Raw genomic sequence first — 17,502 nt, 5'->3', positions numbered from 1 at the left:
GCCCGCACCCCCGCCCTACGGCAACACGAACCCCGGATCCATCCCCCCCAGCGCCGACGCGCACAGACAGTCCCGCTCGTCCGTCGACGGCAGCGCCGCCACCGCGTCGAACAGCACCCCCCGCAGCCGGTCCACGTTGGCCGAGAACACGCGCAGCACCTCGTCGTGCGAGACGCCCTCGCCCGTCTCCGCGCCCGCGTCGAGGTCCGTGACCAGCGTCATCGACGTGTAGCAGAGCTCCAGCTCACGCGCGAGCGCCGCCTCGGGGTGCCCGGTCATGCCCACCACCGACCAGCCCTGCGCCTGGTGCCACAGGGACTCGGCGCGGGTGGAGAAGCGCGGGCCCTCGACGACGACCAGCGTGCCGCCGTCGACCGCCTCCCAGTCCCGGCCGCGCGCCGCCTTCAGCGCGGACGCCCGCCCGGTGGGGCAGTACGGGTCGGCCAGGGACACGTGGACCACGTTCGGCACCGTGCCGTCCGACAGCGGCAGGCCGTCGAAGTAGCTGTTCGCGCGGGACTTGGTGCGGTCCACGAGCTGGTCCGGCACCAGGAGCGTGCCCGGGCCGTACTCCGGGCGCAGGCCGCCCACCGCGCACGGGCCGAGGACCTGGCGCACGCCGACCGACCGCAGCGCCCACAGGTTGGCGCGGTAGTTGATGCGGTGCGGGGGCAGGTGGTGGCCGCGCCCGTGCCGGGGCAGGAAGGCCACCCGACGGCCGGCCACCTCGCCGAGGAAGAGGGAGTCGCTGGGCGCCCCGTAGGGGGTGTCGACCTGGACCTCGGTGACGTCGTCGAGGAAGGAGTAGAAGCCGGATCCGCCGATCACGCCGATCTCGGCGTTCGCCATGTTCGCCATGGCCCGACCCTAACGGCACCCGGAAACGCGTCGGGGAAGGCAGCGGGAAACGCAGGGGGAAACACCAGGGCCCCGCCGTCTCGCGACGACAGGGCCCTGTGAGGCGTGCGTGAGGCGGTCAGGCCGCCGTGGTGCTCGTCGAGCTGCCGGAGGAACCCGACGACGACGTCGACGAGGACGACGAGGACGAAGAGCTGGAACCGGAGTCCGACGACGAGGAGCTCGACGACGAGGATCCGGACGACTTCGACGACGCCGGCGAGGAGCTCGACGAGGAGCCGCGGCTGTCGTTGCGGTAGAAACCGGAACCCTTGAAGACGATGCCGACCGCGGAGAACACCTTCTTCAGGCGGCCCTGGCAGTTGGGGCACTCGGTCAGGGCGTCGTCGGTGAACTTCTGCACCGCCTCGAGGCCCTCGCCGCACTCGGTGCACTGGTACTGGTAGGTCGGCACTGTCTTCCTCCTGGCACTCTCACTCAATGAGTGCTAACGACGGTCCATAGTGACGCATTCCGCGGGCCTAGTCCACTGCGACGGGCTCGCGGTGACCCATGCCACGTGCGACGGTACGCCCGCGCGGAGCACCCGCGAGCCGCGAGCGCAGGGCCAGCAGGGTCGCCAGGGCCAGCAGCGTGCCGCCCATCGGCACCAGGAATCCGGCGCCGTCCCACAGCCGGTCCTCGAACTGTCCGGCGACGGTCACGGCGGCGGCCTGGCCCAGCGCGACCGCGCCGGTCAGCCAGGTGAACGCCTCAGTGCGGGCGCCCGCCGGGACCAGGCTCTCCACCAGCGTGTAGCCGGTGATCAGCGCCGGGGCGATGCACATGCCGACCAGCAGGCCGAGCGCGCCCAGCAGCAGCGCCGAGTCGGCCGTCCACAGGGCGGACGCGGCCAGCGCGAGGGCGGCGTAGGCGACGATCAGGCGGCGCTGCGGGGACACCTTCCAGGCGACGGCGCCGCAGGCGAGGCCCGCGAGCATGTTGCCGGCGGCGAAGACGCCGTAGAGGACGCCGTTGAGGCCCGGTTCGCCGATGGACTCGGTGAACGCGGCCAGGGACACCTGCATGCCGCCGAACACGGAGCCGATGCCGAGGAAGGTCACGATCAGCACGCGCACGCCGGGCACGCGCAGTGCGGAGGCGTGCCGTACGCGCGTGTGGCCGTCGGCGGCCGTGGCGACGGGCGGCTGGGTGCCCTTCTGCGCGGCGAAGAGCAGACCGCCGACCAGGGTGAGCGCGGCCTCGGTGACCAGTCCCGCGGACGGGTCGACCGTGGTGCACAGGGCGGTGGCGAGGAGCGGGCCGACGACGAAGGTGAACTCGTCGGTGACGGACTCGAAGGCCGCGGCGGTCGCCATCAGCGGGGAGCCCTTGAGGCGGACGCCCCAGCGGGCCCGGACCATCGGCCCGACCTGCGGTACGGAGGCGCCGGTGGGGACGGCGGCGGCGAACAGCGCCCAAAGGGGGGCGCCGTTGAGCGCCAGGGCGGTCAGGGCGAGCCCGGCCGCCGCGTGCACCAGCACGCCGGGCACCAGGACGGCGCGCTGGCCGTGGCGGTCGGCGAGCCGCCCGGTGTACGGGGCGAACAGCGCCATGGAGACGCCGGTGACGGCCGCGACGGCGCCGGCCGCGCCGTAGGAGCCGGTGGTGTGCTGGACGAGCAGCACGATGGAGAGGGTGAGCATCGCGAACGGCTGACGCGCCGCGAAGCCGGGGAGCAGGAACGTCCACGCGCCGCGGGTACGCAGCAGGCGGCCGTATCCCGGTCGGGAGGGGGCCGCCGAGTCCTTCGACGTGGTGACCGTGGATGCCACGGCCCGTGCCTTTCCGCCGCCTGGTAGCGCCCCGCGCGAGGTCGCGCGGGCACGCCGAGAGCTGTCCTCTTGCGCTGACTGCGGTAGATACCGGCGCCACAGCTCAGGGCGCCCGGCCGCCATACGGTCGCGCCAGCTCTGCGTCAGGCAGAGTTGGTTCGATCTGGGGTCGCTTCATGATACAGGCGGTGACCGGGGCACGCCTGTGAACGTGAGCACCCTCTCAGCGTCCGGCCTGCGATCCTTCGGCGCCGCCGTCGGCGCCCAGCCAGCCGGCGAGCTTGCCGCCCCGGGCGACCGCGCGCAGCCGGCGCTCCGCCGCGTCCCGTACCGGGTCGGTGGCGACGACGAGGAGCTCGTCCCCGCGGCGCAGCATCGTCTCCGGCGACGGCACGAACGACCTGCCGTCCCGTACGACCAGGGTGACGGCGGACCCGGCGGGCAGCCGCAGTTCGCCGACCTCGACGCCGTGCATCCGCGACCCGGCGGGGACGGTGACCGACAGCAGATGGCCGCGCAGCCGCTCCAGGGGCGCCGACTCCACGCCCAGGTCGGCCGCGCCGGAGTCGCCGAGCCGCAGCAGCCGGGCCAGACCGGGCAGCGTCGGGCCCTGGACGAGGGTGTAGACGACGACCAGCAGGAAGACGATGTTGAAGATGCGTTCGCTGCCGTCGACGCCCTGCACCATCGGGATGGTCGCCAGGATGATGGGCACCGCGCCGCGCAGTCCCGCCCAGGACAGCAGGGTCTGCTCCTGCCAGGGCACCCGGAACGGCACCAGGCACAGCACGACGCTGAGCGGGCGGGCCACCATCGTGAGCACCAGCCCGACGACCAGCGCGGGCACGATGTCGTCGCCGAGCTCGTGCGGGGTGACCAGCAGGCCGAGCAGCACGAACATGCCGATCTGGGCGAGCCAGCCGATCCCCTCGGCGAAGCCGCGGGTGGCGGGCCAGTGCGGCAGCTTGGCGTTGCCGAGCAGCATCGAGGCGAGGTAGACGGCGAGGAAGCCGCTGCCGTGGGCGAGAGCGCCGGCCGCGTACGCGGTGACAGCGATGGCCATGACGGCGATCGGGTAGAGGCCGGAGGCGGGCAGCGCCACGTGCCGCAGGCCCCAGGCGCCGATCCAGCCCACGGCGAGGCCGATGGCGGCGCCGATGGCCAGCTCCAGGAGTATCTCGCCGATCAGCACGTACCAGTGCTCGACCGGACCGGCCGTGGAGAAGGCCACCACGAGGATGACGACGGGGGCGTCGTTGAAGCCGGACTCGGCCTCCAGGGTGCCGCGCACCCGCGCGGGCAGCGGCACCTTGCGCAGCACCGAGAAGACGGCCGCCGCGTCCGTCGAGGAGACGACCGCGCCGATGATCAGCGCCTGCCGCCACTCCAGCCCGATCAGCAGGTGCGCCGCCGTCGCCGTCACGCCGACGCTCACCGCGACGCCGACGAGCGCCAGCGCGGCGGCCGAGGGCAGCACGGGTCTGATCTCGGCCCACTTCGTGCCCAGACCGCCCTCGGCGAGGATCACGACGAGCGCCGCGTATCCGATGACCTGGGTCAGCTCGGCGTTGTCGAACTGGATGTCGCCGATGCCGTCCTGGCCGATCGCGATGCCGATGCCCAGGTAGACGAGCAGGCTGGGGAGCCCGCTGCGTGAGGAGATCCGGACCGCCGCGACGGCGACGAGCAGGACGACCGAGCAGACGAGCAGGAGCTGGTTGAGGTGATGGACAGTCAGCGGCGTTCCCTTCCCCGGCCCAGGCGCACCCGAGAGGGAGCGCGCGTCCGTCGCGGGCGATGCGCCCGCTTTCCGGGCGAACCGCTTCGATTGTCACGGCGAACTACTTCGTTACCTTACCTAACTCTTGACGCGTTCTTGACGCGAAAGGCGGCAAGATCGAACGCCCGTCCGCGCTGGTTCCCCACTCCGCGTCAAGGGGCGCGGGGCCCTGCGCCTATCGTTGCTCCAGCGCTCAGTTAAAAGCACAGCCCGACCTGCCGCTCGCGTTAGGACAGCAAGGACAGCGATGCCCACCGACACCACCGCCGCCGCCGCCTCCACGGGTCAGCAGGCCGCCGGCACGTCCGGCAGGAAGAAGGGGCGCAAAGGCCGCCTCCTCGTGCTCGTCCTGGTGCTGGCCCTGATCGGAGGCGTCGCCTACGGGGCGTACTGGTCCGTCAGCACCGTGCGCGCCTCGTTCCCGCAGACCACGGGGTCGATCACCCTCGAGGGACTGTCCGGCCCCGTCGACGTCAGACGCGACGGCTACGGCATCCCGCAGATCTACGCCTCCTCCGACGAGGACCTGTTCATGGCGCAGGGCTACGTCCAGGCGCAGGACCGGTTCTACGAGATGGACGTGCGCCGGCACATGACGTCCGGCCGGCTGTCGGAGATGTTCGGCGCGGGCCAGGTCGACAACGACGCGTTCCTGCGCACCCTCGGCTGGGACCGGATCGCGAAGCAGGAGTACGAGGAGAAGCTCTCGCCCGCGACCAAGAAGTACCTTCAGGCGTACGCCAAGGGCGTCAACGCCTATCTGGAGGGCAAGGAGGGCAAGGACATCTCCCTCGAGTACGCGGCGCTGAGCTTCGAGAACGACTACAAACCCGGCGCGTGGACGCCGGTCGACTCCGTGGCCTGGCTGAAGGCGATGGCCTGGGACCTGCGCGGCAACATGCAGGACGAGATCGACCGGGCGCTGCTGACCAGCCGCCTCGGCCCGAAGCAGATCGCCGACCTGTACCCGTCGTACCCGTACGACCGGAACAAGCCGATCGTGCAGGAGGGCGGCTACGACGAGGGCAGCGGCACGTTCGAGGCGGAGGGCGGCTCCGGCGAGGGTGACGGCTCCGGTGACGGCACCGGCTCGGGTGACGGCTCCGGTTCGGAGCTCGGCGGCGGCACGGGCGCCGGGGCGGAAGGCGACGCGGCCGGCTTCGAGAGCCAGCTCACCGGGCTCCAGCGGGTGCTGGAGGACCTCCCCACCGCCGTCGGCGTCAACGGCGACGGCATCGGCTCCAACTCCTGGGTCGTCTCCGGCGAGCACACCGTCTCCGGCAAGCCGCTGCTCGCCAACGACCCGCACCTGTCGGCGTCGCTGCCGTCCGTCTGGTACCAGATGGGCCTGCACTGCCGCGACGTCTCCGACAAGTGCCGCTACGACGTCACGGGGTACACCTTCGCGGGCATGCCCGGCGTGATAATCGGCCACAACCAGGACATCGCCTGGGGCCTGACCAACTCCGGCGTCGACGTCACCGACCTGTACCTGGAGAAGATCACCGGCGACGGCTACCAGTACGGCGACAAGGTGGTGCCGTTCACAACACGCGAGGAGACCATCAAGGTCGCCGGCGGCGCCTCCCGGAAGATCGTCGTCCGGGAGACCAACAACGGCCCGCTGCTGTCGGACCGTTCCGACGACCTGGTGAAGACCGGCAAGAAGGCCGCCGTCGACAGCGCGGCCCCCGACCGGGGCGACGGCTACGCCGTGGCGCTGCGCTGGACCGCCCTGGACCCCGGCCGCACCATGGACGCCGTCTTCGCGATCAACCGCGCCAAGGACTGGGACGACTTCCGCGAGGCGTCCGAGCTGTTCGAGGTGCCCTCGCAGAACCTCGTCTACGCGGACACCGACAACCACATCGGCTACACCCTGCCCGGGAAGATCCCGACCCGCGCGGAGAAGCACGACGGTTCCGTCCCCGCCCCCGGCTGGGACCCCGACTACGAGTGGACCGGCTGGGTCGACCAGGACGAGCTGCCCTACGAGTTCGACCCCGAGCGCGGCTACATCGTCACCGCCAACCAGGCCGTCGTCGACGAGGACTACCCGTACACGCTGACCACCGACTGGGGGTACGGCGCCCGCAGCCAGCGGATCAACGACCTGATCCAGTCGAAGATCAAGGACGGCGGGAAGATCTCCACGGACGACATGCGGCAGATGCAGCTGGACAACTCCAGCGCCGTCGCCAAGCTGCTGGTGCCCGAACTGCTGAAGATCGACGTCGGCGACCCGCACGTCCGCGAGGCGCAGAAGCTGCTGGAGGGCTGGGACTACACCCAGGACGCCGACTCGGCGGCCGCCGCGTACTTCAACTCCGTCTGGCGCAACATCCTCAAGCTCTCCTTCGGACACAAGCTGCCCAAGGAGGTACGGGTCAAGGGCCAGTGCCTGTGGGTCGAGCCGGCCAACACCACCGGTCCGGCCGACGAGGCGGGCAAGGTCCGCGAGTGCGGCCAGCGCTCCGCGAGCCAGGCGCAGCCGGACGGCGGCGACCGCTGGTTCGAGGTGGTCCGCCGGCTGATGGCCGACGAGGACAGCGAGTGGTGGACCACGCCGAAGCGCGGCACCCGGCCCGCCGCCGAGAACCGCGACCAGCTGTTCAAGCGGGCCCTGATCGACGCCCGTTGGGAGCTGACCGCCAAGCTCGGCAAGGACATCGACACCTGGAGCTGGGGCCGGCTGCACCGCCTGTTCCTGGACAACCAGACGCTCGGCACCGACGGCCCCGGCTTCGTGAAGTTCGTCCTCAACCGCGGCCCGTGGAAGCTCGGCGGCGGCGAGGCCACCGTCAACGCCACCGGCTGGAACGCCGCCGGCGGCTACGGCGTGGTGTGGGTGCCGTCCATGCGGATGGTGGTCAACCTCGACGACCTCGACAAGTCCCGCTGGATCAACCTCACCGGCGCCTCCGGGCACGCCTACAACGCCCACTACGTCGACCAGACGGAGAAGTGGGCCGAGGGCGAACTGCTGGAGTGGGCCTACTCGGAGAAGGCGGTCGAGGACTCCACGACCGACACCCTGGTGCTGAAGCCCTGACCCGCCGCCGCACCCCGCGGCCCCGACGGACCGGCCTCCACGCGCGCGTGGAGGCCGGTCCGCGTTTCTCAGGCCCCGGAGTCCGGGCCGCCGAACCGCCGCACACCGGACGGGGTCACCACCGCGTCCACCGGCCGGTCGTGCGGCTCCCGCGGCACCCGTTCCACGACCTCCCCGTCGTACAGCAGCACCACCAGCGCAGGGCGCACGCGGGCCCGCGCCAGGCGGGCGAGGACGCGGTCGTAGGAGCCGCCGCCGCGGCCCAGCCGCATCCCGCGGGCGTCCACCGACAGGCCCGGCAGCAGCACGGCGTCCGCCTCCGTCACGGCGTCCGGTCCCAGCCGCTCCCCGGCCGGCTCCAGCAGCGTCATCCGCCCGCCGCCGTGCCGGGCCGGCTTCAGGGACTCCGGCCCCCGGTACACGCCCCACGCCAGGTCGTTGTCGGGCAGCAGCGCGGGCAGCAGCACCCGCACGCCCCGCGCGCGCAGCGCGTCCAGCAGCGCCGTGGTGCCCGGTTCGCTGCCCACGGAGACGTACGCGGCGACCGTGCGCGCCTGGGCCAGCTCGGGCAGCGCGAGCGCCCGGCCGGCCAGGGCGGCGGCGTGCGCCTGAACGTCATCGGCCGTCAATCCGTTTCTCACCTGGAGGACTTCACGCCGTAGCGCGCGCTTGTCACGTTCGGGCTGGCCCTGGTTCTGTCTCAAGTCGATTCCCGTACTGTCTTAATATGCTCATATGAGCATCTTCTCAGCGGAGTCACAGATTCAGTGCAAAGGCACCGGCTAGGGTGTCGCTCATGTCTCAGTCACACCCGCGGATCAGCAAGGCTGTCATCCCCGCCGCCGGCCTCGGCACCCGGTTCCTGCCGGCCACCAAGGCCACGCCCAAGGAGATGCTGCCGGTGGTCGACAAGCCGGCGATCCAGTACGTGGTCGAAGAGGCCGTCGCCGCCGGTCTCGACGACGTCCTCATGGTCACGGGCCGCAACAAGCGCCCCCTCGAGGACCACTTCGACCGCAACTACGAACTCGAGTCCGCGCTCGAGAAGAAGGGCGACGACGAGCGTCTCGCCAAGGTCCAGGAGTCCAGCGACCTCGCCACCATGCACTACGTCCGCCAGGGCGACCCCAAGGGCCTCGGCCACGCCGTGCTGTGCGCCGCCCCGCACGTCGGCGACGAGCCCTTCGCCGTCCTCCTCGGCGACGACCTGATCGACCCGCGCGACCCGCTGCTTCAGCGCATGATCGAGGTGCAGCAGGAGCACGGCGGCAGCGTCGTCGCGCTGATGGAGGTGGCCCCCGAGCAGATCCATCTCTACGGCTCCGCCGCCGTCGAGGCCACCACCGACGCCGACGTCGTCCGGCTCAGCGGCCTGGTCGAGAAGCCCTCCCGCGAGGAGGCGCCCTCCCACTACGCCGTCATCGGCCGCTACGTCCTCGACCCGGCCGTCTTCGACGTGCTGAGCAAGACCGAGCCGGGCCGCGGCGGCGAGATCCAGCTGACCGACGCCCTCCAGCAGCTCGCCGCCGACGCCACGCTCGGCGGCCCGGTGCACGGCGTCGTCTTCCAGGGCCGCCGCTATGACACCGGCGACCGCGGGGACTACCTGCGTGCCATTGTCCGGCTCGCGTGCGAACGTGAGGACCTGGGACCGGACTTCCGGACCTGGCTCCAGCGATTCGTCACCGAGGAGATGCAGCAACGTTGAGCAGCGCCGCGCCCCGCACCGCAGAACCGGACCGCCTCTGGTCGGTGGACGAGCACCTGGACGACATCCTCGCGACCGTCCGCCCGCTCGACCCCATCGAGCTGAACCTCCTCGACGCACAGGGCTGCGTCCTCGTCGAGGACATCACGGTCCCGGTCTCCCTGCCCCCCTTCGACAACAGCTCGATGGACGGCTACGCGGTGCGGGTCGCCGACATCGCGGGCGCGAGCGAGGAGTACCCGGCCTCGCTCGAGGTCGTCGGCGACGTCGCGGCCGGCGCGGCCGACCCCCCGCACGTCGGCCCCGGCCAGGCCGCGCGCATCATGACCGGCGCCCCGCTCCCGCCCGGCGCCGAGACCGTCGTCCCCGTCGAGTGGACCGACGGCGGGCTCGGCGAGGGCCCCGCCTCCGGGATGCGCGCCCGCAGCCTCGCCCCCGAGGGCGCCACGGGACTCGTCAGCGTCCACCGTCCCGCGCCCGCCCGCGCGCACGTCCGCGCCCAGGGCAGCGACGTCCGGGCAGGCGACCGCGTCCTGGAGGCCGGCACCGTCCTCGGCCCGCCGCAGATCTCCCTCCTCGCCGCCGTCGGCCGCGGCACGGTCCGGGTCCGCCCCCGCCCGCGCGTGGTGGTCCTGTCCACCGGCAGCGAACTCGTCCAGCCCGACGAGCCGCTGCGCCCCGGCCAGATCTACGACTCCAACAGCTTCGCCCTCACCGCGGCCGCCCGGGACGCCGGCGCCATCGCCTACCGCGTCGGCGCCGTCGCCGACGACGCCGAGACCCTCCGCGACACCATCGAGGACCAGCTCGTCCGCGCCGACCTCCTGGTCACCTCCGGCGGCGTCAGCGTCGGGGCGTACGACGTCGTCAAGGAGGCGCTGTCGCACGCGGGCGACGAGGACGAGCCCGGCAGCGGCGTGGAGTTCCGCAAGCTCGCCATGCAGCCGGGCAAGCCGCAGGGCTTCGGCTCCATCGGCCCCGACCACACCCCGCTGCTCGCCCTCCCCGGCAACCCGGTCTCCTCCTACGTCTCCTTCGAGCTGTTCGTCCGCCCCGCCATCCGCACCCTGATGGGGCTCGGGGACGTCCACCGGCCGCGGGTCCGCGCCGAGCTGAGGGCCGAGAAGGCGCTGACCTCGCCGAAGGGCCGCCGCCAGTTCCTGCGCGGCCGGTACGCCGACGGCGTCGTCACGCCCGTCGGCGGGGCCGGGTCGCATCTGGTCGCCGCCCTCGCCCGGGCGAACGCGCTCGTCGTCGTCCCCGAGGACGTCGAGGACGTGGCGCCGGGCACCGAGGTCGAGGTGGTCCTGCTCGGCTGAGCGCCGCCCGTTGGCGGTACCGTGTCGCGCACAGCAGGCCCGCGCCCCGCACCGCGACGGGCCAGGACCGGGAGCGCCACACCATCATGACCGTGCCTTCCCGGGGGGACACCCCCGGACCCACCGACGACCAGTCCCGTCTGACCCACATCGACGAGGCGGGCGCCGCCCGCATGGTCGACGTGTCCGGCAAGGACGTCACCGCGCGCACCGCACGCGCCACCGGCCGCGTGCTGGTCGCGCCCCGCGTGGTCGAGCTGCTGCGGGGCGAGGGCGTGCCCAAGGGCGACGCCCTCGCCACCGCGCGCATCGCGGGCATCATGGGCGCCAAACGCACCCCCGACCTGATCCCGCTGTGCCACCCCCTGGCGCTGTCCGGTGTGAAACTGGACCTGTCGGTCGCGGACGACGCCGTGGAGATCGCGGCGACCGTGCGGACGACGGACCGCACGGGCGTCGAGATGGAGGCCCTGACCGCGGTGTCCGTGGCCGCGCTCACCGTGATCGACATGGTCAAGGCGGTCGACAAGGAGGCGGTCATCACGGACGTGCGGGTGGAGGAGAAGACGGGCGGAAAGTCGGGCGACTGGAGCAGGTCATGACGCCCTCCGCGGCCCCGTACCGGGCGCTGGTGGTCACCGCCTCCAACCGAGCCGCCGCCGGCGTCTACGAGGACAAGGGCGGCCCGCTGATCGCGGAGGGGCTGCGGCGCTTCGGCTTCACGGTCGACGGCCCCCAGGTCGTCCCCGACGGCGACCCCGTGGAGGCGGCTCTCCGCGCGGGCGCCGACGCCGGGTACGACGTGATCGTGACCACCGGCGGCACCGGCATCTCGCCCACCGACCGCACCCCCGAGGCCACCCGCCGGGTGATCGACCGCGAGGTCCCCGGGATCGCGGAGGCCATCCGCGCGTACGGCCGGGACAAGGTGCCCACCGCCGTCCTCTCCCGCGGGCTCGCGGGCGTCGCGGGCGGCACGCTGATCGTCAACCTGCCCGGGTCGAGCGGCGGGGTGAAGGACGGCCTCGCCGTCCTGGAGCCGCTGCTGAGGCACGCGGTGGATCAGCTGCGCGGCGGGGACCACCCCCGGCCGGACGCCGAGGACGGAGGTGCGCGCTGAACACCCCGTACTGGCCCGTGGAACTGGTGGACGGCGACATCGTCCTCCGGCCGATAAAGCTGCGCGACCAGAAGGTCTGGCGCGAGGTGAACCGCCGTAACCGCGACTGGCTGCGGCCCTGGGAGGCGACCATCCCGCCGCCCACGCCCAGCGGTCCGATCACGCACCGCCCCACCTACCGGCAGATGGTGCGCCACCTGCGCTCCGAGGCGAGCGCGGGCCGCATGCTGCCGTTCGTCATCGAGTACCAGGGCCGTCTGGTGGGGCAGTTGACGGTCGCCGGGATCACCTGGGGCTCGATGTGCTCCGGGCACATCGGTTACTGGGTGGACGAGGCCGTGGCCGGACGGGGTGTGGTGCCGACGTCCGTCGCGATGGTCGTCGACCACTGTTTCCGCAGCGTCGGACTGCACCGCGTCGAGGTGTGCATTCGCCCCGAGAACGGCCCCAGCCGCAGGGTCGTGGAAAAACTCGGATTCCGCGAGGAAGGGCTGCGTCCGCGCTATCTCCACATCGACGGCGCGTGGCGCGACCATCTCGTGTTCGCGCTCACCGCGGAGGAAGTCCCCGACGGCCTCCTCGCCCGCTGGCGCCGCACCCGCGCGCGGGAGCGGTCCCGCGATGAGCTGCCCGGACGCGAGCCGCGCGACCACGGAATCCCGCACAGCCCCGGAAATTGAATATACGTTCGAATTGCGGTCCGGTATGACCGGCCCGGAACCGGCAATTACGGGATCTGGCGACCGTCCGATCGCATCCGTCACAAGAAAAGGTCGAAATATCAGCCAGATCGTGCGACACACCGGCCCAATTGGCGTATGGCCCCGTGCAAACCCCTCTACGGTGTGAGACGTGAGCAGCAGCGGCCTCATCTACGCAGTCATCGTCGGGGCCTGGGCCGCCTACTTGGTGCCGATGTGGCTCCGTAGGCAGGACGAGCTGAACGAAGCACGTCCGACGGAACGCTTCAGCACCGCCATCCGGCTGCTGTCCGGACGGGCGGGCATGGAGCGCCGGTACGCCAAGGACCTGCGGGCGCGCTCCGCCGACGAGGGGGAGCACGGCGTCCACGACCCGGATGCGATCACCGATTCGGTGGACGTCCGGGCCTTCGCCGTGTCCCAGACCCGTCCGCAGACCCAGGCGCCCGTACCGCCCCTCCCGGACGAGCGCCCGGAACCCGGCCGCGGCGGGCGGGCCCCGCAGGAACGCGGCGAACCGGCCGCCCCTCGCGGCGAGCAGGCCCCCGCACGCGGCCCCGCGGCCCCGAACCCGGCCGCCCAGGGCCGTGTCCCCGCCGCGCGCCGCTCCCCGGACGCCGCCCGCCGGGACCGCACCGCGCAGGCCGCCGCCGAGCGCGCCCGGCGCTCGAAGGTGCTCGCGCGCCGCCGGCGCACCATCACGATGCTGTTCCTCGCCTTCACGCTCGGCGCGGTCGTCGCCGCCGTCGGCGGGCTGGCGTTCCTGTGGGCGCCCGGCGTGCCGGCCGTGCTGCTCAGCGCCTACATCGCCTATCTGCGCTCCCAGGAGCGCCGCCGGTTCGCCTACCAGATGGACCGCCGCCAGGCCGAGGTCGCGGCCCAGCGGCTGCGCGAGAGGCGGCCCCGCCGCCGTCCCGCCGTCGACGAGGCCGACCCCGACGAACCGGAGGGCCCGGAAGCGGGCGCCGACACCGACCCCGGCCTGTCCGCCCTCGCCGCCGACCGGCGCGCGCTGGTCGAGCAGACCGACCACGCCGAGTGGGTCGACCAGCAGCGCGAGCGCAGCCGCCGGCCCGGCCAGGGCGGCGACAGCTGGGACCCGGTCCCCGTCCCGCTGCCCACGTACGTCACCGCCCCGGTCGCCCCGCGCGCCTCCGGCGACGTCGACCTCGGCGCCCCGGACACCTGGAGCTCCGCCCGCTCCAGCGCCGTACCGGCCGAGGGGACACAGGAGGCGGCCGAGGAGCCGGAGCCCCCGGCGGCCGACGACCGCGACACCGGCGACGGCCGTACCGACGCCCGCCGCGCCGCCTCCGCCCGCCGCTCCCGCGAGCGCGGACGCACCCCGCTGTTCGACCAGTACGAGGACGGCGACCGCCCCAAGGCCGCGAACGAGTAGTCCCCGGACCACGGATTTTTGAGCACCCCGATCGGGATGCTAAAGTTTCACTCGTTGCAAGGGCCTGTGGCGCAGTCCGGTAGCGCACCTCGTTCGCATCGAGGGGGCCAGGGGTTCAAATCCCCTCAGGTCCACGCAACGAAGCCCCGACCGGGTTCACCCGGCCGGGGCTTCGACTTGTTGTGCGGCACTTGTTCCGCACCCTGCCGACGCACTCCCGTCGGCGGCCGGCGCGGACGCGGAACGCCTCCCGGGCTCGAGGTGAGCCGGGAGGCGTTCGGTGTGGGGGCGGTGGGGTCAGGCGAGGGTCCACTTCTGGTTCGCGGCGCCCGAGCAGGTGCGGATCTGGAGCGGGGTGCCGTCGCCCGAGGCGTTGTCCTTCGTGGCCAGGCACTTGTCCGCGCCGACATTGGTCAGGTCGCGGGCGGAGGTGTGGACCCACTGCTGGGCCTTGGTGCCGTTGCAGGTGTAGAGCTGCACGGCCGCCCCGTCCGCGGTGGAGCCGCCGCGCACGTCCAGGCACTTGCCGAGGGCGCGCACGGTGCCGTCGCTGCCCAGGGTCCACTTCTGCGCGTCGACGCCGGTGCAGTCGTGGAGCTGGATCGGGGTCCCGTCCGCGGCCGAGGCGCCGGCGACGTCGACGCACATGCCGCCGACGCCCTTGATGGCGCCGGTCTTCGTGGCGCCGCCGTTGCCGCCGTCACCGGAGTTCCCGGTGCCGCCGGAGGCCGAGACGCGGACGTAGTCCACGGTCATCGTCTGCGGGAACTGCGTGTCCGCGTTCGGGCTGCCGGGCCAGTCGCCGCCGACGGCCAGGTTGAGGATCATGAAGAACGGGTGGTCGTAGACCCACTTCTTGCCGCCCAGGTCGGCCGGGGTGCGGGTCTGGTAGGTGGTGCCGTCGACGGACCAGGTGATCTTCTCGGGGCTCCAGTCCACCGCGAACACGTGGAAGGCGTCCGCGAAGGCCGCGCCGCCCGGCAGGTTGTACGCGGCGCCGATGCCGCCGCCGCCGGAGTAGCCGGGGCCGTGGAGGGTGCCGTGGACGGCGTTCGGCTCGTAGCCGACGTTCTCCATGATGTCGATCTCGCCGCTGTTGGGCCAGCCGACGCTGCCCAGGTCGTTGCCGAGCATCCAGAACGCGGGCCACATGCCCTGGCCGCGGGGCACCTTGATGCGGGCCTCGAAGTGGCCGTAGGCCTGGGTGAAGGTCTTGGCGGTGTTGAGGCGGGCGGAGGTGTACTGGCAGGCGCCGTACCAGCACTGGAGCCCGGGGTCGGTGTTCTTGCGGGCGGTGATGACGAGATTGCCGTTGCCGTCGAGGGCGGCGTTGTCCCTGCTGTCGCGGTAGTACTGCAACTCGTGGTTGCCGTTGCCGCCGCCTCCGGTCTCCAGCGTCCACTTGGCGGGGTCCGGGGCGCTGCCGGCCGGGCCGTCGAACTCGTCGGACCAGGTCACGGCGGTGGGGGCGGCGGCGTCGGCCCGGTCGGCGGACGGTCCCGTGGTGATGAAGGTGAAGGCGGCGGTGACCGCGGCGGAGACCAGCAGAACGGATCCGCCGAGCGACCACCGGCGTGCGCGGTGAGCGGCCATGACTGAACGCACCTTGTCTGTGGAGGGGTTCGTGGGGGAGCCCCGATGCTACGGACCGTTGACGGTGCAACCAACTGCCCGGTTTGTGTTCCAACAAGCGCTGACCTGCGGTTACTTGACGCCCTAAGGGTGCCGGTCGATCGCTTAAAGAGCGCTTAAGGTCGGCTTAAGCGGTGGGTCGGGCGGACCGGGCCCTCACCGCAACTCCTTCGCGTAGCAGCGGCTGTCCTCGTGGAAGCGGTAGTAGCCGAACTTCTCGCACGGCTCGTAGCCGCTGGAGACGTAGAGGGCGATGGCCTCGGGCTGCTTGGTGCCGGTCTCCAGGACCATGCGGACCCGGCCGGCGGCACGGGCGTCCTCCTCCAGGGCGGCCAGGATGCGGCGGGCGAGGCCCCGGCCGCGCATCTGCTCGATCACGTACATGCGCTTCAGCTCGGCGTCTCCGTCCCGGTTGCCCTCGCCGTTGGCGTCCTGGACGCGCCAGCCGCCGGAGGCGACCGGGACACCGAGCTCGTCGTAGGCGATCAGGTAGGTGCCGTTGGGGGGACGGAAGTCCGCGGGGTCCATGGGAGTGGCGTCGCCGCCGTCGCCGTAGCGGATGTCGTACTCGGCCTGGACGGCTGCGTCCAGCTTCACGGCGTCGGGGTGGTCGTAGGGGACCGGGCGGATTTCCATGGCGAATACCGTAAAACATGCCCGGACCTGCGCGTGTCGTATCGTGCCCTGGTGCTCACTGTGACCTCTGTCAACGTCAACGGACTCCGGGCCGCCGCCAAAAAAGGCTTCGTGGAGTGGCTCGCCGGTACCTCCGCCGATGTGCTGTGCCTCCAGGAGGTACGGGCCGAGGCGGCGCAGCTGCCGGAGGCGGTGCGGGAGCCCGAGGGGTGGCACGTGGTGCACGCGCCGGCCGCCGCCAAGGGACGCGCGGGCGTCTCGCTGTACACCCGGCGCGAGCCCGAGCGGGTGCGGATCGGATTCGGCTCGGCGGAGTTCGACGGCAGCGGGCGGTACGTCGAGGCGGACCTGCCCGGTGTGACGGTCGCCTCCCTGTACCTGCCGTCCGGCGAGGTCGGCACGGAGCGGCAGGACGAGAAGGTCCGCTTCATGGACGCGTTCCTGGCGCACCTCAAGGAGCTGCGGGAGAAGGCCGCCGCCGACGGGCGCGAGGTCGTCGTCTGCGGCGACTGGAACATCGCGCACGAGAAGGCCGACCTGAGGAACTGGCGCGGCAACACCAAGAACTCCGGCTTCCTGCCCGAGGAGCGGGAGTGGCTCTCCCGCGTCCTCGACCCGGCCGACGGCGGCTACGTCGACGTGGTGCGCGCCCTGCACCCGGACGTGGAGGGCCCCTACTCGTGGTGGTCGTACCGCGGGCGCGCCTTCGACAACGACACGGGATGGCGCATCGACTACCAGATGGCCACCCCGGGTCTCGCGGCCCGCGCGGTCAAGGCGTACGTGGAGCGCGCGGCCACGCACGCCGAGCGCTGGTCGGACCATGCGCCGGTGACCGTGGTCTTCGACGGCGTTCCCGGGCGGCATTGACCCGTGATCCGGGCGCCCGAATGACCTCTGCCGAGGGCCCGTCACGACCGTAACGTCGTGGTCATGACGGTCGAGGGCACCACCACCGGCAGCATCCGCGTCGACTTCGCCGAGGCGGTGCCCAAGGCGTTCAAGGCGCTCATCTCCTTCGACGCGGCGGCCCGCGAGGGATTGGACCCGGCACTCGTCGAACTGGTCCAGATCCGGTCCTCGCAGCTCAACGGCTGCGCGTACTGCCTGCACCTGCACACCTCCGAGGCCCGTGAGGCGGGGGAGAGCGAGGAGCGGCTGCACATGATCTCCGTGTGGCGGGAGGCGGGGAGCTTCTTCACGGAGCCCGAGCGGGCCGCGCTCGGCCTCGCCGAAGCGGTCACCCTGGTCTCCGGCGGCGGGGTGCCGGACGCGGTCTACCGCCGTGCCGCCGCGACGTTCGGCGAGGAGGAACTGGCCCGCCTGCTCGCCGTGATCCTCGCCGTCAACACCTGGAACCGCATCGCCCTGAGCACCGCCAAGGCGCCGGGCGCCGCCCCGCGACGAGCCCGCCGGTGACCGCCGGTACCGCCGGGAACCCGGCGGACGGCTGACGAGGGCGCCGGAGGGCAGGCCGCCCTTC

Annotated in this window: 16 protein-coding genes and 1 tRNA gene; 10 read left to right on the top strand and 7 right to left on the bottom strand. The window is 72.4% G+C overall.

The genetic code is table 11. The features are described 5' to 3' along the window. Positions 1 to 15 precede the first annotated feature (15 nt). From CCN29_RS18685 to CCN29_RS18670, 4 genes are all read right to left on the bottom strand, one after another. Positions 16 to 858 carry an S-methyl-5'-thioadenosine phosphorylase gene (locus CCN29_RS18685; protein ID WP_442538409.1) on the bottom strand — a complete coding sequence of 281 codons (843 nt, stop codon included), beginning with the start codon at positions 856 to 858 and terminating at the stop codon, positions 16 to 18. Positions 859 to 976: 118 nt separating this feature from the next. Then, entirely contained in the window at positions 977 to 1,312 is a 336-nt protein-coding gene (locus CCN29_RS18680; RefSeq protein ID WP_086683207.1) for an FmdB family zinc ribbon protein, read from the bottom strand. Between the two features lie 67 nt (positions 1,313 to 1,379). Further along, positions 1,380 to 2,672: an MFS transporter gene (locus CCN29_RS18675; protein ID WP_006131157.1), complete on the bottom strand. Its 1,293-nt coding sequence runs from the start codon at positions 2,670 to 2,672 to the stop codon at positions 1,380 to 1,382. A gap of 223 nt (positions 2,673 to 2,895) precedes the next feature. Beyond that, positions 2,896 to 4,410 (bottom strand): potassium/proton antiporter, encoded by a 1,515-nt coding sequence (locus CCN29_RS18670; RefSeq protein WP_031023022.1) that lies wholly within the window; start codon positions 4,408 to 4,410, stop codon positions 2,896 to 2,898. A gap of 289 nt (positions 4,411 to 4,699) precedes the next feature. Between CCN29_RS18670 and CCN29_RS18665 the strand changes: the two genes are divergently transcribed. Beyond that, complete coding sequence (locus CCN29_RS18665; protein WP_006131159.1) at positions 4,700 to 7,504, top strand: penicillin acylase family protein; 2,805 nt, start codon at positions 4,700 to 4,702, stop codon at positions 7,502 to 7,504. A gap of 68 nt (positions 7,505 to 7,572) precedes the next feature. Here CCN29_RS18665 and CCN29_RS18660 read toward each other — a convergent pair whose 3' ends face one another. Continuing rightward, positions 7,573 to 8,208, bottom strand: coding sequence for a 5-formyltetrahydrofolate cyclo-ligase (locus CCN29_RS18660; protein ID WP_078886789.1), 636 nt, complete (start codon positions 8,206 to 8,208; stop codon positions 7,573 to 7,575). Between the two features lie 92 nt (positions 8,209 to 8,300). Here CCN29_RS18660 and galU point away from each other — a divergent pair, with 92 nt between their 5' ends. The 7 genes from galU to CCN29_RS18625 all read left to right on the top strand — a co-directional run bounded on the left by galU (position 8,301) and on the right by CCN29_RS18625 (position 13,885). Next, positions 8,301 to 9,212 (top strand): UTP--glucose-1-phosphate uridylyltransferase GalU, encoded by a 912-nt coding sequence (gene galU, locus CCN29_RS18655; RefSeq protein WP_086683216.1) that lies wholly within the window; start codon positions 8,301 to 8,303, stop codon positions 9,210 to 9,212. Then, complete coding sequence (glp, locus tag CCN29_RS18650; RefSeq protein ID WP_006131162.1) at positions 9,209 to 10,531, top strand: molybdotransferase-like divisome protein Glp; 1,323 nt, start codon at positions 9,209 to 9,211, stop codon at positions 10,529 to 10,531. Before galU ends, glp begins: the two co-directional genes overlap by 4 nt. Before the next feature lie 86 nt (positions 10,532 to 10,617). Further along, the gene (moaC, locus tag CCN29_RS18645; protein ID WP_031023028.1) at positions 10,618 to 11,133 is read left to right on the top strand and encodes a cyclic pyranopterin monophosphate synthase MoaC; all 516 of its coding nucleotides are present in this window, start codon (positions 10,618 to 10,620) and stop codon (positions 11,131 to 11,133) included. Beyond that, positions 11,130 to 11,651: a MogA/MoaB family molybdenum cofactor biosynthesis protein gene (locus CCN29_RS18640; protein WP_031023029.1), complete on the top strand. Its 522-nt coding sequence runs from the start codon at positions 11,130 to 11,132 to the stop codon at positions 11,649 to 11,651. The genes moaC and CCN29_RS18640 overlap by 4 nt, the downstream gene beginning before the upstream one ends. Positions 11,652 to 11,668: 17 nt before the next feature. Further along, complete coding sequence (locus CCN29_RS18635; RefSeq protein WP_086683205.1) at positions 11,669 to 12,331, top strand: GNAT family N-acetyltransferase; 663 nt, start codon at positions 11,669 to 11,671, stop codon at positions 12,329 to 12,331. A 172-nt stretch (positions 12,332 to 12,503) separates the two neighbouring features. Next, positions 12,504 to 13,751, top strand: a complete 1,248-nt coding sequence (gene sepX / locus CCN29_RS18630; RefSeq protein ID WP_031023030.1) for a divisome protein SepX/GlpR — start codon at positions 12,504 to 12,506, stop codon at positions 13,749 to 13,751. A 60-nt stretch (positions 13,752 to 13,811) separates the two neighbouring features. Continuing rightward, positions 13,812 to 13,885, top strand: a tRNA-Ala gene (locus tag CCN29_RS18625). Between the two features lie 163 nt (positions 13,886 to 14,048). Here CCN29_RS18625 and CCN29_RS18620 read toward each other — a convergent pair. Next, on the bottom strand, positions 14,049 to 15,344 hold the full coding sequence (locus CCN29_RS18620) for a family 16 glycosylhydrolase (RefSeq protein WP_086683202.1): 1,296 nt from the start codon (positions 15,342 to 15,344) through the stop codon (positions 14,049 to 14,051). 195 nt (positions 15,345 to 15,539) lie between these two features. Continuing rightward, positions 15,540 to 16,019, bottom strand: coding sequence for a GNAT family N-acetyltransferase (locus tag CCN29_RS18615; RefSeq protein ID WP_006135845.1), 480 nt, complete (start codon positions 16,017 to 16,019; stop codon positions 15,540 to 15,542). Positions 16,020 to 16,070: 51 nt separating this feature from the next. Here CCN29_RS18615 and CCN29_RS18610 point away from each other — a divergent pair, with 51 nt between their 5' ends. Together CCN29_RS18610 and CCN29_RS18605 are read left to right on the top strand one after the other, a co-directional pair. Then, the gene (locus tag CCN29_RS18610) at positions 16,071 to 16,889 is read left to right on the top strand and encodes an exodeoxyribonuclease III (protein ID WP_086683213.1); all 819 of its coding nucleotides are present in this window, start codon (positions 16,071 to 16,073) and stop codon (positions 16,887 to 16,889) included. A gap of 63 nt (positions 16,890 to 16,952) precedes the next feature. Beyond that, on the top strand, positions 16,953 to 17,438 hold the full coding sequence (locus tag CCN29_RS18605) for a carboxymuconolactone decarboxylase family protein (RefSeq protein WP_031064921.1): 486 nt from the start codon (positions 16,953 to 16,955) through the stop codon (positions 17,436 to 17,438). Positions 17,439 to 17,502: the final 64 nt, after the last annotated feature.

Source organism: Streptomyces pseudogriseolus, from assembly GCA_002154585.1.
GTDB classification, from domain to species: domain Bacteria; phylum Actinomycetota; class Actinomycetes; order Streptomycetales; family Streptomycetaceae; genus Streptomyces; species Streptomyces pseudogriseolus.
Note: the sequence above shows the minus strand (reverse complement) of the source record. Positions and strands in the feature narration are given on the sequence as shown.

Coding starts and splice junctions, on each gene's coding strand:
- CCN29_RS18615 (WP_006135845.1), bottom strand. CDS start 16,019: ATGGAAATCCGCCCGGTCCCCTACGACCACCCCGACGCCGTGAAGCTG.
- galU (WP_086683216.1), top strand. CDS start 8,301: ATGTCTCAGTCACACCCGCGGATCAGCAAGGCTGTCATCCCCGCCGCC.
- CCN29_RS18640 (WP_031023029.1), top strand. CDS start 11,130: ATGACGCCCTCCGCGGCCCCGTACCGGGCGCTGGTGGTCACCGCCTCC.
- CCN29_RS18665 (WP_006131159.1), top strand. CDS start 4,700: ATGCCCACCGACACCACCGCCGCCGCCGCCTCCACGGGTCAGCAGGCC.
- CCN29_RS18685 (WP_442538409.1), bottom strand. CDS start 858: ATGGCGAACATGGCGAACGCCGAGATCGGCGTGATCGGCGGATCCGGC.
- moaC (WP_031023028.1), top strand. CDS start 10,618: ATGACCGTGCCTTCCCGGGGGGACACCCCCGGACCCACCGACGACCAG.
- CCN29_RS18605 (WP_031064921.1), top strand. CDS start 16,953: ATGACGGTCGAGGGCACCACCACCGGCAGCATCCGCGTCGACTTCGCC.
- CCN29_RS18620 (WP_086683202.1), bottom strand. CDS start 15,344: ATGGCCGCTCACCGCGCACGCCGGTGGTCGCTCGGCGGATCCGTTCTG.